The organism is Rhizobium sp. BK049, from assembly GCF_014193135.1.
Taxonomy (GTDB): Bacteria; Pseudomonadota; Alphaproteobacteria; order Rhizobiales; family Rhizobiaceae; genus Rhizobium.
Window position 1 is genome coordinate 36,584 of sequence record NZ_JACHYV010000007.1, and the last position, 14,065, is coordinate 50,648.

The window sequence follows — 14,065 nt, forward strand, 5'->3', positions numbered from 1 at the left end:
AAGGGGGCGACTGTGATCAAGTCCGAATTGGTGCAGATTGTTGCGGCACGCAACCCGCATCTCTATCATCGCGACGTCGAAAATATCGTCAACGCGGTTCTCGACGAGATCACCGATGCACTGGCTGCGGGCAACCGCGTCGAATTGCGCGGCTTCGGCGCGTTTTCGGTCAAGAACCGCCCTTCCCGCTCCGGCCGTAACCCGCGCACCGGCGATACCGTCTTCGTCGAGGAGAAGTGGGTTCCCTTCTTCAAGACGGGCAAGGAACTGCGCGAGCGGCTCAATCCCGGCCAGGCCGACGAAGAGGATTGAGCGGCGCGAGCCGCCTGCGGCGAAACCGCACTTGAACTTGAACACCGTTTTCCTATTCTGCTAGCGCATCGGCCCGAAAGTGGGAATCGATTTTCGGGCCGATGCATATAAGACGCATGGAGAGCTCAAATGGCCAAGAAGATCGTCAACCTGTTGATTCTGCTGCCGCTCGGAGTCATCCTCATCGTCTTCTGCGTCGCCAACCGGCAGAGCGTCACGCTCGCCTTCAATCCCTTCAGGCCCGAAGACCAGGTGCTTGCGGTTTCCGCACCCTTCTTCGTCTTCCTGTTCATCGCATTGATAGCAGGCATGCTGATCGGCTCGGCCGCCACCTGGTTCAGCCAGGGCAAACACCGCAAGCGCGCCCGCACCGAGGCCAAGGAAGCCATTCGCTGGCAGGGCGAGGCCGATCGTCACAGGTCCCGCGCGGAGGAGATCGCCGGCCAGCTGCCGTCGCGATAAGATCGGCTCTCGCCCCGAGTCAAACCGGAGAAAAGCTCAGCTCCTCGTAGTCGCCTTCCGGCGACGCGCCGTTGCCGGTCACCGCGAAACCGTGGGAAAGATAGAAGGCCTTCGCCCGCCGGTTGTTCACAAGGCATTTCAGCCGGTACTTATGTCGCGGCCATTCCGGCAGCGCCCTGAGCAGCGCCGTGCCGGCGCCGAGCCCCTGGAACTCGGGCCTTATATAAAGCATGTGAATGAAATCGTCCTCCGGCCAGAGCGACAGGAAGCCGGCGACGCTCCGGTCGGCATGCTCGCAGACGAAGATGGTCTCGCCATTGGTCTGGGCGGAGAAATCCTCGCGGTGAAACTTGCCGGGATCGACCCAGACGAATGTCTGGCGGCGCACGGAAAGATAGATGTCCGCAAGCAATTCCTGGTCTTCCGCCCGTGGCGGCCTGATGGTCCATGTCATCATGTCGCAATAGCTCAGGCGCAGGTCCGCGCCAAGCCGCAGCGAAAGCCTTCGGCGCTCAATCCGCAGTCATTTTTGCAACGATCGCAGCATTGAAATCCGAGAAGAAACCTTCGGCCAGCCGCTGCGAGGTCGAATCGAGCAGGCGTGCGCCGAGCTGGGCGAGCCTGCCGCCGAGTTCGGCTCTTGCCCGGTAGTGCAGGATCGTCTCCTCGCCCCTCGCCTCGAGCACGACATCGGCGCTGCCCCTGGCGAAGCCGGCAAGGCCGCCCTTGCCTTCGGCCGACAACGTATAGCTTCTCGGCGCATCGATATTGGAAAGCGTCAGCAACCCGTGGAAGGTGGCGGAGAACAGGCTGAACTTCACCTTGATCGTCGCCTCGAAAGCGCTTGGCGACAGCCGCTCGATGTTCTGACACCCCGGAATGCAGCCGCGCATGATCTCCGGATCGTTGAGCGCTGCCCAGACCATGTCCCGCGGCGCGGCGATGCGTTCTTCGCCGGTGAAATCCATTCGACAGCCCCATCTGCGATTCGCCCCATCTTATCCCACCAGCAAAGCCCTTTGCCACGGCGGACGGGAATGTTATCTGGTGGCTTCTATCGGAAAGAATTACGATGAGCGACGAATTGAAACCCTGGAGCGTGACGGCGAGCCGGATCACCTACGAGGATCGCTGGATCCGGCTTCGCAGCGACGATTGCGTTACCGCCGAGGGGATCGTCGTCGCTCCGTTCCATGTGCTCGATTATCCCGATTGGATCAACGTCATCCCGCTGATGCCCGACGGACGCGTGCTGTTGACGCGGGAGTACCGGCATGGCCGGGCCGAAATCGTCCTCGGTCTAGTCGCCGGCGGCGTCGAACCCGCTGACATCGAAGCCGGCGATGCGGCGATGGCGGCAGCGCGGCGCGAACTGCGGGAAGAGACCGGCTATGACGCCTCGACCTTCGTCAAGCTGCTCACCTCCTATCCGAATGCCGCCAACCACAGCAATATAGTCACGAGCTGGCTGGCGTTTGGCTTGAACAGATCGGGCGAACCCCGTTTCGACCCTGGTGAGAAAGTCGACATGTTGTTTGCAGATCTTGGCGATATCCTTGCCGACCTGCGGTCCGGCGCCGTTATCATGCAATCGATGCATGTCGCGGCCCTCTATGCGGCGGAAAGCTGGCTTCGCACGCACGCATCCGAGGGCTTGAAATGAGCGCCGCCACAAGAGAACCTGTCCAGGCGTGGTCGGCGCCCAGTTGATCCGCTGCAGTCTTCTAGGCTAGAGGACGAAAAAACCGACAGAGACGCGGAAGAGCACGTGAAACAAAGAGAACGCCGGCCGGGCCAGAAGAAGACATCAGGTCCCGCCGGTGAAAGCCGCAGGGACGATCGGGCCGGCCGAGCACCGAAGCCCGTGGCACGTCCCGCGGCCACACGCGATACGGTTCGCGAGAGTGCGACGCCGGCTGCGGTTTCGCGCCCGCTCATGACGCGCAGCGGCGATCGGCCGGCGGAGCGCGTGCCTGTCATTCTCGAATCGCTCGGCGCCGGCGATTTCCACCTGATCGACAGCGGCGACGGCCAGAAGCTGGAGCAATATGGCCCCTACCGCATCATCCGCCCGGAAGCTCAGGCGCTGTGGCGGCCTTCGCTGGCGCCGCAGATCTGGGAGAAGGTGGATGCCGTGTTCACCGGCGATACCGACGAGGAAGGCACCGGCCGCTGGCGCTTCCCGAGGGAGGCGCTCGGCGAGACCTGGCCGCTCAACCTGCTCGGCGTCGATTTCCTCGGCCGCTTCACCTCGTTCCGTCACGTCGGTGTCTTTCCCGAGCAGATCGTCCATTGGAGCTGGATGAAGGAGGCTGTCGAAAGGGTCGGCCGACCGCTGAAAGTGCTGAACCTCTTCGGTTATACCGGGGTCGCGTCGCTGGTCGCCGCCGCTGCCGGCGCCGAGGTCACCCATGTCGACGCGTCGAAGAAGGCGATCGGCTGGGCGCGCGAGAACCAGGCGCTCGGGCGCATGGAGAAGCTGCCGATCCGCTGGATCTGCGAGGATGCGATGAAATTCATCCTGCGCGAGGAACGCCGCGGCAGCCAATACGACATCATCCTCACCGATCCGCCGAAATTCGGCCGCGGCCCCAACGGCGAAGTCTGGCATCTCTTCGAGCATCTGCCGCTGATGCTCGATGTCTGCCGCGAAATCCTCTCCCCGAGGGCAGTCGGCCTGGTGCTGACGGCCTATTCGATCCGCGCCAGCTTCTATTCGATCCACGAACTGATGCGCGAAACGATGCGCGGCGCCGGCGGCGCGGTCGAATCCGGCGAACTGGTCATTCGCGAGGCCGGCACGGATGGCCGGACTGCGGGCCGGGCGCTTTCCACCTCCCTCTTTTCGCGCTGGGTGCCGCAATGAGCAAGGACTTCCACGATCACGGGCCACGCAGGGTCGGGCAGGTGAAGGAAGTCACCTCGCTCGCCAATCCGATCATCAAGGACATCAAGGCGCTGACCAACAAGAAGTCGCGGGAGGAAAGCGGGACTTTCCTCGCCGAAGGGCTGAAGCTCGTCATCGATGCAATCGAGCTCGGCTGGACGATCCGCACGCTGGTCTATGCCAAGGCCGCCAAGGGTAAGCCGCTGGTCGAGCAGATGGCGGCAAGGACCGTCGCCTCGGGCGGGCTGGTGCTCGAAGTCAGCGAAAAGGTGATTGCCGCGATCACCCGGCGCGACAACCCGCAAATGGTCGTCGGCATCTTCGAGCAGCGCTGGACGCCGCTCAAGGGCATCCGGCCGCAGGAGGGTGAGACGTGGGTGGCGCTCGACCGCGTGCGCGATCCGGGCAATCTCGGCACCATCATCCGGACGGCCGATGCGGCCGGCGCGGCCGGCATCATTCTCATCGGCGAGACGACCGATCCCTTCTCGCTGGAGACCGTGCGGGCAACCATGGGCTCGGTCTTCGCCGTTCCAGTCGCGCGGGCGACGCCGGAGGAGTTCCTGGCCTGGCGGAAATCGGCCGGCGTTTCCATCGTCGCCACCCATCTGGCCGGCGCGGTCGACTATCGCACGATCGACTACCGCAAGAAGCCCACGGTCCTCCTGATGGGCAACGAACAATCCGGCCTGCCGGACCAGCTCGCCAGGGAGGCCGATGCGCTCGCGCGGATCCCGCAGCAGGGCCGCGCCGACTCCCTGAACCTCGCCGTCGCCACTGCCGTCATGCTTTTCGAGGCGCGCCGCCATCTCCTTTCACTTGCCGAGGGCAAATGACCGAACCGACGCATGCACGCCCCGCGCTGTTTTCGCGCCCGGCGCCGATCCTGATTTTCATCCTTCTCGCCGTTCTCATCGACCAGGTCGTCAAGATCGCCGTCGATCATACCCTGCCGCTGCAGGAAGCCGTTCCCGTCATCCCGATGCTGGCGCTCTACCGCACCTACAATCTCGGCGTCGCCTTTTCGATGCTGGAGGGCATGGACGGCTGGATCATCGTCGGCATGCGGCTCGTCATCGTCGCCTTCGTCATCTGGCTGTGGTACCGCACGGCAAAAGACCGCTGGCTCGCGCATCTCGGCTATGCGCTGATCATTGCCGGTGCGATCGGCAATCTTGTCGATCGCTTCGCCTACGGACATGTGATCGACTACATCCTCTTCTACACCGAAAGCTGGTCTTTCGCCGTGTTCAATCTCGCCGACAGTTTCATCACCATCGGCGCCGGCTGCGTCATCCTCGAGGAGCTGCTGCTGCCGAAAAAGGCCGGCCGCTAAAATCTTATCGAATTCCTGAAGGCATTCGGAATAAGCCTCATGTTATCCAGATACCATGCAGAGTCTGGGACAGTTGCAGGAAAGATTGTCCGCCGCCTTCGGCGGAACCGCCGTCAAGCCGCATCAGGAGCGGACGGAGGAAACCTCTTCGCGTCCCGGAGCATCGACAGCGCGCACGGGGGCTGCTGCCCTATCAGGGCCTGCAGCGACGCGGCGCCTGCTGTTCTACTGGCTGAGCGGCGCCGGCTTTCTGGCCGCGATGGTCCTGACGCTGCTCGCCCATGCCGGCGAGCCGTTGCTCCTTTCGGGCGGTCTCGTCGCTCTCGGCCTTGCCGTCATCGCCTGTTACGCCGTGCTGATGGTACGCCGGCAGAGAAGCAGGCAGCCCGCCGGTCGATCCGCTCCGAACGGCGATGATGGCGCGAAGCTCTTCGCCGAGGTGCATGACGTGCTCGGCGACATCACCCTCACCCGTGCCATGGACCGTCGCATCATCTCGGCCAACGACACCTTTCGCCGTCTGACCGGCCGGCTGCGCCCGGAAGGGCGGACCTGCGAAGAGATCGGGATTGCCTTCCGTCCCGGGCCGATCCCGCACTGCTACGACGTCGAGATATCGACGCCGGAAGGCCAGCGTATTTTCCTGTGGCGCGACGTGGTCACCCGCGATCCGGGCAGCGGCCACCTGCTGCTGCAGAGTGTTGCCCGTGATGTGACGGAGGAGCGGCTCGTCGCGCAGAGCCGCGAGTCGGCCCGCCAGAAAGCCGAGTATAACAGCGCCGCGAAATCCCGACTGCTTGCAACCGTCAGCCACGAGGTGCGCACGCCGCTTTCGGGCATTCTCGGCATGACGCACCTGCTCGCGGAAACGCGGCTGACGCAGGAACAGCAGAATTATCTCGCCAACATCCGCCAATCCGGCCACGCCTTGACGCAGCTTGTCGAGGATCTGCTCGATTTTTCCACCATCGAAGTCGGCCGTTTCGAGCTTCACCCGCGCTCGGAATCGCTGCGGAAGCTTCTCGAAAGCGTCGTCGAAATGCTCGCCCACCGGGCGCATGAAAAGGGGATCGAGATCGGCGCCACCGTGTCGTCAGACGTTCCGGAGAAAATGAGCTTCGATGCGGCGCGGCTGCGCCAGGTTCTGTTCAACGTCATCGGCAATGCTGTCAAATTCACGCAGGCCGGCGGCGTTTTCATCCGCGTATCGCTCGATGCCGGCAACCTGCTGATTACCGTCACCGACACGGGTCCGGGCATGACGGCGGAGGAGCTGGCGCGCGTCTTCGGCGAGTTCGAACAAGGTGGAAACGTTGCCGACAAGAGCGGCGGCACCGGGCTCGGCCTTGCCATCTCCGCCCGCATCATGCGCGAATTCGACGGCGCCTTGACGGTCACCAGCGAAAAGGGCAAAGGCAGCACATTCACCATACGCTTCCCCATTGAACTCGACAGCGAGCGCTCCGAACGGCGAAACACGCTGCTTGCCGGCAACAGCGTCGTGCTGCTGGCGCCGGCAGGGGCGGCCCGCTCCGCCATTGCCGAAACGATCACCGTGCTCGGCGGCACCTGCCATCTTGTCGACAGCGGCGAGGCTGCGCGCGCGAAGCTGCTCGGAATGGCAAGCGGCAGCCGCCGGCCGACCGATATTATCGTCGATCATCGCATGTCGGCGGAATTTTCAGCGCATCTCGCCGATCGCGCCGAAATCGCTGCCCTTGGCCTGCGCAAGGTCCTGCTCGTCAATCCCGAAGAGCGCAGCGCCCATCCGCTCGACCTGTTCGATGCCTGGCTCATCCGGCCTCTGCGCGAACAGTCGCTGATCGATGTGCTGCGCGGGCGCATGCGCGGCATGGAGAAGCGCGACGCGCTGAACGACAACCAGCCGGGTTTCGGACCGCCGATGGCCGAAACCATGGTGGCCGCACACGGCCTGCACATCCTGCTCGGCGAGGACGATCCGATCAATGCGATGCTGGTGCGCGTCGTCCTGGAAAAGGGCGGACACAAGGTGCACCATGTCGAGGATTTCGACACACTCCTCGATTGCGCGCTCGGCGAGGCGAGCGCGCGGCCAGACATCATCATCAGCGATCTGTCGATGCCCGGCGGCAACGGCATCGACATGCTGGGGCGGCTGCGCGGCCACGAAAGGCGGCTCGATCTTGACCCGGTGCCGGTGATCGTGCTCACCGCCGACAAGAGCGACGAGTCGCGCCGCCAGGTCTTGCTCAATGGCGCCAACCGCGTGATGGTAAAGCCGGTCGATCCGGTGCGGCTGCTGACGGAAGTTCAGGCGATCGCCGCCCTTTCCGCCCGACGGGCAGAAGCGCGGTAGGTCGCTGAATTGACTGCGCAGGCTGCTTGCGCCGGGAAATTCAATATGTCACTTTCCTGTCGCACAGAAGTGTTTTATGGCGTCGATAAGCCGGCAACGGGAGAATCGCCATGTCCTCCATCGACATCCTGAATTGTGACGTTACCGCGGAGGCTGCGCGGCCGTCGACGGCTGCGCAGCAAGACGGCGACATCCTCGGCCGGATCGGCAATCTCGAAACCCGCCTTGCCCGCACGGCACGCGAGATCGATGCGGCCCAGGCCGTGCGCTACCGCGTCTTCGTCAAAGAAATGAAGGCGCAGCTGCCGCCGGAAGCCATGCGGCGCGAACGCGATTTCGATGCCTATGACGCTGTCTGCGACCATCTTCTCGTTCTCGACCGCTCGCTCGAAGGTGATCCGGAAGATCAGATCGTCGGCACCTACCGGCTGCTGCGCCAGGATGTCGCGATCGCCAATGGCGGTTTTTATTCGGCTTCCGAATTCGAAATCGAGAGCCTCCTCGCCAGGCACCCGGACAAGCGCTTCATGGAGCTCGGGCGTTCCTGCGTGCTGCCGGAATACCGCACCAAACGCACCGTTGAGCTTCTCTGGCAGGGCAACTGGGCTTATGCATTGAAGCACGGCGTGAGCGCCATGTTCGGCTGCGCCTCGTTCCCCGGCGTCTATCTCGAAAGCCACGCACTGGCGCTGTCCTTCCTCTACCACAATGTGCTGGCGAAAGACGAATGGGCCATCGGCGCACTGCCGCATCTCGCCCGCAACATGGATCTGATGCCGGCCGAGGCCGTCAACCCGAAGCGGGCGCTGATGGCCCTGCCGCCGCTGATCAAGGGCTACCTCAGACTCGGCGCAATGGTCGGCTCCAGCGCCGTCATCGATCATGCCTTCAACACGACCGACGTGCTGATCGTGCTGCCGATCTCCAGCATTTCCGACCGCTACCTGAACTACTACGGCGCCGACGCCGGTCGCTTCGCAAGCTGATTGCAGTCAGGCGAAGCAGAGATTGCCAGTGCTGCCCCTCACCCTAACCCTCTCCCCGTTCTGACGGGGAGAGGGGACTTGCCGCACGAGCCGTGGATGGGGCGGAGAGATCGCGGCATATCCCCTTCGCCCCGCAAACGGGGAGAAGGTGCCGACAGGCGGATGAGGGGCTGATCTCGCCGATCTCCCTGGTCACTGAATATCTCGCTGTGCGGGCAGATGGCCTTATGACCCGCCATAGGCGGCGATCGCCGCCATGTTGACGATATCGCTGTCCTTGGCGCCCATCGAGGTGATCTGCACCGGCTTGTCGAGGCCGACGAGGATCGGGCCGATGACCGTGGAGCCGCCGAGTTCCTGCAGCATCTTGGTCGAGATAGAGGCCGAGTGGAAGGCCGGCATGACGAGGACGTTGGCGGGGCCGGAGAGCCGGCAGAAGGGATATTGCTCCATCACCTTGCGGTTCAGCGCCACATCGGCAGCCATCTCGCCGTCATATTCGAAATCGACGCGGCGCCGGTCGAGGATCTTGACCGCTTCGCGCACCCGCTCGGAGCGTTCGCCGGAGGGATGGCCGAAGGTGGAATAGGCAAGCATGGCGACCCGCGGCTGATACCCCATGCGCCGTGCGAGACCGGCAGCTTCTTCGGCGATATCGGCAAGCTCTTCGGCGGTCGGCATGTCATGCACCGCCGTGTCGGCGACAAAGACCGTGCGGCCGCGGCAGAGCGCCAGCGACACGCCGATGACGCGGTGGCCGGGCTTCTCGTCGATGCAGCGGCGCACATCCTCGAGCGCGGTGGAATAGTTGCGGGTGATGCCCGTCACCATGCCGTCGGCGTCGCCGAGCGCCACCATCGTGGCGGCGAAGTGGTTGCGGTCGTTGTGGATCAGGCGCTGGGCATCGCGGTGGAGGTAGCCGCGCCGCTGCAATCTGGCATAGAGGTAATCGATATAGGCTTCGACCCGGGTGGAGATGCGGGCATTGACGATATCGAAGCCGGGCCGGTTGAGGTCGATGCCGGCGCGCTCCGCCGTCGCCCGGATCAGATCCTCGCGGCCGAGCAGGATGGCGGTGCCGAGCTGCTGGTTGGCGTAGGACATGGCGGCGCGCAGCACCTGTTCTTCCTCGGCCTCGGCAAAGACGATCCGCTTCGGGCGGCGGCGGACACGTTCGTAGAGGCTGGCAAGCGTCGAAGCGATGGGATCGCGGCGCGCCGAAAGCTCGCGTGCGTACCCGGCCATGTCGGTAATGACCTTGCGGGCTACGCCGCTTTCGATCGCGGCTTCTGCGACAGCCACCGGGATGGCCGAGATCAGCCGCGGATCGAAGGGAACGGGAATAATATATTGCGGCCCGAAACGCGGCCGGTTGCCCTGGTAGGCGGCAACCACGTCATCCGGCACGTCCTCACGGGCAAGGTTTGCCAGCGCCTTGACGGCGGCGATCTTCATCGCGTCGTTGATCGTGGAGGCGCGCACATCGAGGGCGCCGCGGAAGATATAGGGAAAGCCGAGGACGTTGTTGACTTGATTCGGGTAATCCGAGCGGCCCGTTGCCATGATGGCGTCGTCGCGGATGCGGGCGACCTCCTCCGGTGTGATCTCCGGATCGGGATTGGCCATGGCGAAGATGATCGGCCGGTCGGCCATCGAACGGATCATCTCGGCCGAGAAGGCGCCTTTCTGCGACAGGCCGAAAATCACGTCGGCGCCGTTCATCGCCTCTTCCAGCGTGCGCGCATCGGTCTTTGCCGCATGCGCCGATTTCCACTGGTTCATGCCTTCGGTGCGGCCCTGGTAGATGACGCCCTTGGTATCGCAGAGGATGATGTTTTCGGGCGCAAAGCCCATCGCCTTGATGAGTTCGACGCAGGCGATCGCCGCAGCGCCGGCGCCATTGCAGACGAGCTTCGTCGTCTTCAGGTCGCGGCCGGTCAGTTCCAGCGCGTTGATCAGGCCGGCGGCGGCGATGATCGCCGTGCCGTGCTGGTCGTCATGGAAGACGGGAATGTCCATCAGCTCGCGCAGCCGGCTCTCGATCACAAAGCAGTCCGGCGCCTTGATATCCTCAAGATTGATGCCGCCGAAGGAGGGGCCCAGGAAGCGGACGCAGTTGATGAACTCGTCGACATTTTCCGTGTCGATTTCGAGGTCGATGGAATCGACGTCGGCGAAGCGCTTGAAGAGCACCGACTTGCCCTCCATGACCGGCTTGGAAGCAAGCGCACCGAGATTGCCGAGGCCGAGAATGGCCGTGCCGTTTGATATGACGGCGACCATGTTGCCGCGCGCCGTATAGTCATAGGCGGCCTGCGGATCGGCGGCGATCGCCTTGACCGGAACGGCGACACCCGGGGAATAGGCAAGCGAGAGGTCGCGCTGCGTCGCCATCGGCTTGGTCGGGTTGATCTCCAGCTTGCCGGGGCGGCCCATGGCGTGAAAATCGAGCGCCTCCTGATCGGTCACCGAGGTCACCGGCCGGTCCTTCTTATCAATATCGGGCATAAATCCTCCAACGTCCTGTGGGCGACGCTTCGCTCTTCCTCAAATGCAGTTGTCATCTATAGCGGCGCGCGGATAGGGTTGGCACCTGTTTTTTTGGGAAAAACTGCGCCTCCGTGAACGCACGAATAGACATTGGGAATGAAGCCTTTTCGGCTGCCGAGCTCGCCACGGCGGAAAGCCGTGCCTCCGCGACGCCGATGATGGAGCAATATATCGAGATCAAGGCGAACAATCCGGGTTCGCTGCTGTTCTATCGCATGGGCGACTTCTACGAGCTCTTCTTCGAGGATGCGCTGGAAGCCTCCCGCGCGCTCGGCATCACGCTGACGAAGCGCGGCCAGCACATGGGCCAGGATATCCCGATGTGCGGCGTGCCCGTGCATGCGGCCGACGACTATCTGCAGAAGCTGATTTCGCTCGGCTTCCGGGTCGCCGTCTGCGAACAGATCGAGGATCCGGCCGAAGCGAAAAAACGCGGTGGCAAATCGGTCGTCAAGCGTGACGTGATCCGCCTCGTCACGCCCGGCACGATCACCGAGGAAAAGCTGCTTTCACCCTCGGAATCCAACTATCTGATGGCGCTTGCCCGCATCCGCGGCGGCGGCGAGCCGCAGCTGGCGCTCGCCTGGATCGATATTTCCACAGGCGTCTTCCGGCTTGCCGAGACGGAAGCCTCGCGGCTGCTTGCCGATATCCTGCGCATCGATCCGCGCGAATTGATCCTGCCCGACACGATCTTCCACGATGCCGAGCTCAAGCCGGTCTTCGACGTGCTTGGCCGCACGGCGGTGCCACAGCCTTCCGTGCTCTTCGACAGCGCCAGCGCCGAAGGCCGGATCGCACGCTATTTCGGCGTCTCGACGCTTGACGGCTTCGGCAGCTTCTCGCGCGCCGAGCTGGCGGCGGCCGCAGCCGCCGTCGCCTATGTCGAGAAGACGCAGATCGCCGAGCGGCCGCCGCTTGGCAAGCCCGAGCGGGAAAGCGCCGCTTCAACGCTGTTCATCGACCCGGCCACCCGCGCCAATCTGGAGCTTGCCCGAACTCTGTCGGGAGATCGCAACGGTTCGCTCTTGAAGGCGATCGACCGTACCGTCACCGGCGGCGGCGCGCGGCTTCTGGCCGAGCGGCTGATGTCGCCGCTCACCGATCCTGTCCGCATCAATGCGCGACTCGATTCGATCGGCTTCCTGATCGAGGAGCCCTCGCTCTGCGGCAGGCTGCGCGACACGCTGAAACATGTGCCCGATATGCCGCGCGCGCTCTCCCGCCTGGCGCTCGACCGCGGCGGGCCACGCGATCTCGCTGCGATCCGCCAGGGGCTGCAAGCCGCCGAGGGTGTTGCGGAGATGCTCGCAACCGCCATGCTGCCTGATGAGCTCGGCGAGGCGCTGTCCGGCCTGAAAGCGCTTCCCGCGCCGCTGTACGAACTGCTCGCCGAGACGCTCGCCGATGAATTGCCGCTGTTGAAACGAGACGGCGGTTTCCTGCGCGATGGCGCGAGCGCCGAGCTTGACGAGGTTCGGGCGCTGCGCGACCAGTCACGCCGCGTCATCGCCGGACTGCAACTGCAATATGCCGAGGAAACCGGCATCCGGGCGCTGAAGATCAAGCACAACAATATCCTCGGCTATTTCATCGAGGTGACCGCCGGCAATGCCGCCCCGATGACGGAGACGGCGGAGGCGAAGGCCCGCTTCATCCATCGCCAGACGATGGCGAGCGCCATGCGCTTCACCACCACCGAGCTTGCCGATCTCGAAAGCCGTATCGCCAACGCCGCAGACCGAGCGCTGACGATCGAACTCGACGCCTTCGACAGGATGACGACGGCCGTGGTCGCTGAAGCCGAAGCGATCAAATCCGGTGCGCGGGCGCTTGCCGTGATCGACGTCGCCGCAGGCCTGGCGCTGCTTGCCGAAGAGCAGGCCTATTGCCGACCGCAGGTCGACGGCTCGAAAATGTTTGCGATCGAAGGCGGGCGCCATCCGGTCGTCGAACAGGCGCTGCGCCGGCAGGCGGGCGGCCCCTTCGTCGCCAACAATTGCGATCTGTCGCCGAAGACCGGCGACAAGGATGGGGCGATCTGGCTGCTGACCGGCCCGAACATGGGCGGCAAATCGACCTTCCTGCGCCAGAACGCCTTGATCGCGATCCTGGCGCAGATGGGCTCCTTCGTGCCGGCGACATCGGCCCATATCGGCGTCGTCGACCGTCTGTTCTCGCGCGTCGGCGCCTCCGACGATCTGGCGCGCGGACGCTCCACCTTCATGGTCGAGATGGTGGAAACGGCTGCCATTCTCAACCAGGCGAGCGACCGCTCCCTCGTCATCCTCGACGAAATCGGCCGCGGCACCGCCACCTTCGACGGTCTGTCGATCGCCTGGGCCGCCGTCGAGCACCTGCATGAGGCCAATCGCTGCCGCGGCCTCTTCGCCACGCATTTCCACGAGCTGACCGTGCTGTCGGAAAAGCTTGGCCGGCTATCGAACGCCACGATGCGCGTCAAGGAATGGGACGGCGATGTCATCTTTCTCCACGAGGTCGGGCCGGGTGCGGCCGATCGTTCCTACGGCATCCAGGTCGCCCGCCTCGCCGGGCTTCCGGCCTCGGTCGTGGCGCGGGCCCGCGACGTGCTCACCCGCCTCGAAGATGCCGACCGCAAGAACCCGGCGAGCCAGCTGATCGACGATCTGCCGCTCTTCCAGGTGGCGGTGAGGCGAGAAGACACTTCTCGCGGCCCATCGAAGGTCGAGGAGGCGCTGAAGGCGATGAGCCTCGACGACATGACGCCGCGCGAGGCGCTGGATGCGCTTTACGATCTCAAGAAAAAGCTGAAATAGGAGCGCAGTCCATGTTCATGGAGAAGCTGGTTCGCGAAACCGAGCGCCTCTCGCTCATCTGCTCCATGCTCGACACGATGCGGCGCGCCGACAAAGATCGCAACGCCCGCGGCTGGACATCGCCGATCGGCCTGCTGAAAATCACCCGCTCCTGCGCTATGATCTCCGAACTCGGAACGTCGATTGCCAAGGCGGGCTACCGCGAGTGCGACAGGGCGACGCTCGAGGAGATCCAGCGCGAGACCCGGCAGGTGCTGTATTCGCTGCATGCGCAGGCCGCAGACTGAGACTTTACGGAAGGTTTGCGGCAGAGCGTCCCGCATCGCGGCATTGGCAACACCATTTCGCCAAATTTAAAGGTTCTTGCAGTATGAAGGCCCGTGTCAATCGCCGGGC

At 64.0% G+C, this 14,065-nt stretch carries 13 protein-coding genes; 10 read left to right on the plus strand and 3 right to left on the minus strand.

The window, feature by feature from the left end:
* Window positions 1–12: 12 nt before the first annotated feature.
* Both FHT70_RS09385 and FHT70_RS09390 read left to right on the plus strand, forming a co-directional pair.
* Entirely contained in the window at window positions 13–312 is a 300-nt protein-coding gene (locus FHT70_RS09385) for an integration host factor subunit beta (protein ID WP_003544934.1), read from the plus strand.
* Between the two features lie 129 nt (window positions 313–441).
* A complete protein-coding gene (locus FHT70_RS09390; protein ID WP_085776740.1) occupies window positions 442–774 on the plus strand; it encodes a LapA family protein in 333 nt (110 codons plus the stop codon).
* Window positions 775–793: 19 nt separating this feature from the next.
* Here the strand turns inward: FHT70_RS09390 and FHT70_RS09395 are convergent, their stop codons facing one another.
* Together FHT70_RS09395 and FHT70_RS09400 are read right to left on the minus strand one after the other, a co-directional pair.
* A complete protein-coding gene (locus FHT70_RS09395; RefSeq protein WP_183700773.1) occupies window positions 794–1,228 on the minus strand; it encodes a GNAT family N-acetyltransferase in 435 nt (144 codons plus the stop codon).
* Window positions 1,229–1,286: 58 nt separating this feature from the next.
* Complete coding sequence (locus FHT70_RS09400; RefSeq protein ID WP_183700503.1) at window positions 1,287–1,742, minus strand: carbon monoxide dehydrogenase subunit G; 456 nt, start codon at window positions 1,740–1,742, stop codon at window positions 1,287–1,289.
* 104 nt (window positions 1,743–1,846) lie between these two features.
* On the opposite strand from FHT70_RS09400, the gene FHT70_RS09405 reads away from it, so the two are divergent.
* From FHT70_RS09405 to FHT70_RS09430, 6 genes are all read left to right on the plus strand, one after another.
* On the plus strand, window positions 1,847–2,437 hold the full coding sequence (locus FHT70_RS09405; RefSeq protein WP_183700505.1) for an NUDIX hydrolase: 591 nt from the start codon (window positions 1,847–1,849) through the stop codon (window positions 2,435–2,437).
* A gap of 105 nt (window positions 2,438–2,542) precedes the next feature.
* Window positions 2,543–3,640 (plus strand): class I SAM-dependent methyltransferase, encoded by a 1,098-nt coding sequence (locus tag FHT70_RS09410; protein WP_183700507.1) that lies wholly within the window; start codon window positions 2,543–2,545, stop codon window positions 3,638–3,640.
* The gene (locus tag FHT70_RS09415; RefSeq protein ID WP_183700509.1) at window positions 3,637–4,497 is read left to right on the plus strand and encodes an RNA methyltransferase; all 861 of its coding nucleotides are present in this window, start codon (window positions 3,637–3,639) and stop codon (window positions 4,495–4,497) included. The genes FHT70_RS09410 and FHT70_RS09415 overlap by 4 nt, the downstream gene beginning before the upstream one ends.
* Entirely contained in the window at window positions 4,494–4,997 is a 504-nt protein-coding gene (lspA, locus tag FHT70_RS09420; RefSeq protein WP_085776735.1) for a signal peptidase II, read from the plus strand. The genes FHT70_RS09415 and lspA overlap by 4 nt, the downstream gene beginning before the upstream one ends.
* 55 nt (window positions 4,998–5,052) lie before the next feature.
* The gene (locus tag FHT70_RS09425; RefSeq protein ID WP_183700511.1) at window positions 5,053–7,335 is read left to right on the plus strand and encodes an ATP-binding protein; all 2,283 of its coding nucleotides are present in this window, start codon (window positions 5,053–5,055) and stop codon (window positions 7,333–7,335) included.
* Window positions 7,336–7,445: 110 nt separating this feature from the next.
* Entirely contained in the window at window positions 7,446–8,321 is an 876-nt protein-coding gene (locus FHT70_RS09430; protein WP_085776733.1) for a GNAT family N-acetyltransferase, read from the plus strand.
* Window positions 8,322–8,546: 225 nt separating this feature from the next.
* Here the strand turns inward: FHT70_RS09430 and FHT70_RS09435 are convergent, their stop codons facing one another.
* Window positions 8,547–10,829, minus strand: a complete 2,283-nt coding sequence (locus tag FHT70_RS09435) for an NADP-dependent malic enzyme (RefSeq protein WP_183700513.1) — start codon at window positions 10,827–10,829, stop codon at window positions 8,547–8,549.
* Window positions 10,830–10,942: 113 nt separating this feature from the next.
* Here FHT70_RS09435 and mutS point away from each other — a divergent pair, with 113 nt between their 5' ends.
* The gene (mutS, locus tag FHT70_RS09440) at window positions 10,943–13,669 is read left to right on the plus strand and encodes a DNA mismatch repair protein MutS (RefSeq protein ID WP_183700515.1); all 2,727 of its coding nucleotides are present in this window, start codon (window positions 10,943–10,945) and stop codon (window positions 13,667–13,669) included.
* Between the two features lie 11 nt (window positions 13,670–13,680).
* Window positions 13,681–13,956, plus strand: a complete 276-nt coding sequence (locus FHT70_RS09445) for a hypothetical protein (RefSeq protein WP_085776730.1) — start codon at window positions 13,681–13,683, stop codon at window positions 13,954–13,956.
* Window positions 13,957–14,065 lie beyond the last annotated feature (109 nt).

Coding starts and splice junctions, on each gene's coding strand:
- FHT70_RS09425 (WP_183700511.1), top strand. CDS start 5,053: ATGCAGAGTCTGGGACAGTTGCAGGAAAGATTGTCCGCCGCCTTCGGC.
- FHT70_RS09405 (WP_183700505.1), top strand. CDS start 1,847: ATGAGCGACGAATTGAAACCCTGGAGCGTGACGGCGAGCCGGATCACC.
- FHT70_RS09415 (WP_183700509.1), top strand. CDS start 3,637: ATGAGCAAGGACTTCCACGATCACGGGCCACGCAGGGTCGGGCAGGTG.
- FHT70_RS09430 (WP_085776733.1), top strand. CDS start 7,446: ATGTCCTCCATCGACATCCTGAATTGTGACGTTACCGCGGAGGCTGCG.
- FHT70_RS09435 (WP_183700513.1), bottom strand. CDS start 10,829: ATGCCCGATATTGATAAGAAGGACCGGCCGGTGACCTCGGTGACCGAT.
- FHT70_RS09395 (WP_183700773.1), bottom strand. CDS start 1,228: ATGACATGGACCATCAGGCCGCCACGGGCGGAAGACCAGGAATTGCTT.
- FHT70_RS09445 (WP_085776730.1), top strand. CDS start 13,681: ATGTTCATGGAGAAGCTGGTTCGCGAAACCGAGCGCCTCTCGCTCATC.
- FHT70_RS09390 (WP_085776740.1), top strand. CDS start 442: ATGGCCAAGAAGATCGTCAACCTGTTGATTCTGCTGCCGCTCGGAGTC.
- FHT70_RS09400 (WP_183700503.1), bottom strand. CDS start 1,742: ATGGATTTCACCGGCGAAGAACGCATCGCCGCGCCGCGGGACATGGTC.
- lspA (WP_085776735.1), top strand. CDS start 4,494: ATGACCGAACCGACGCATGCACGCCCCGCGCTGTTTTCGCGCCCGGCG.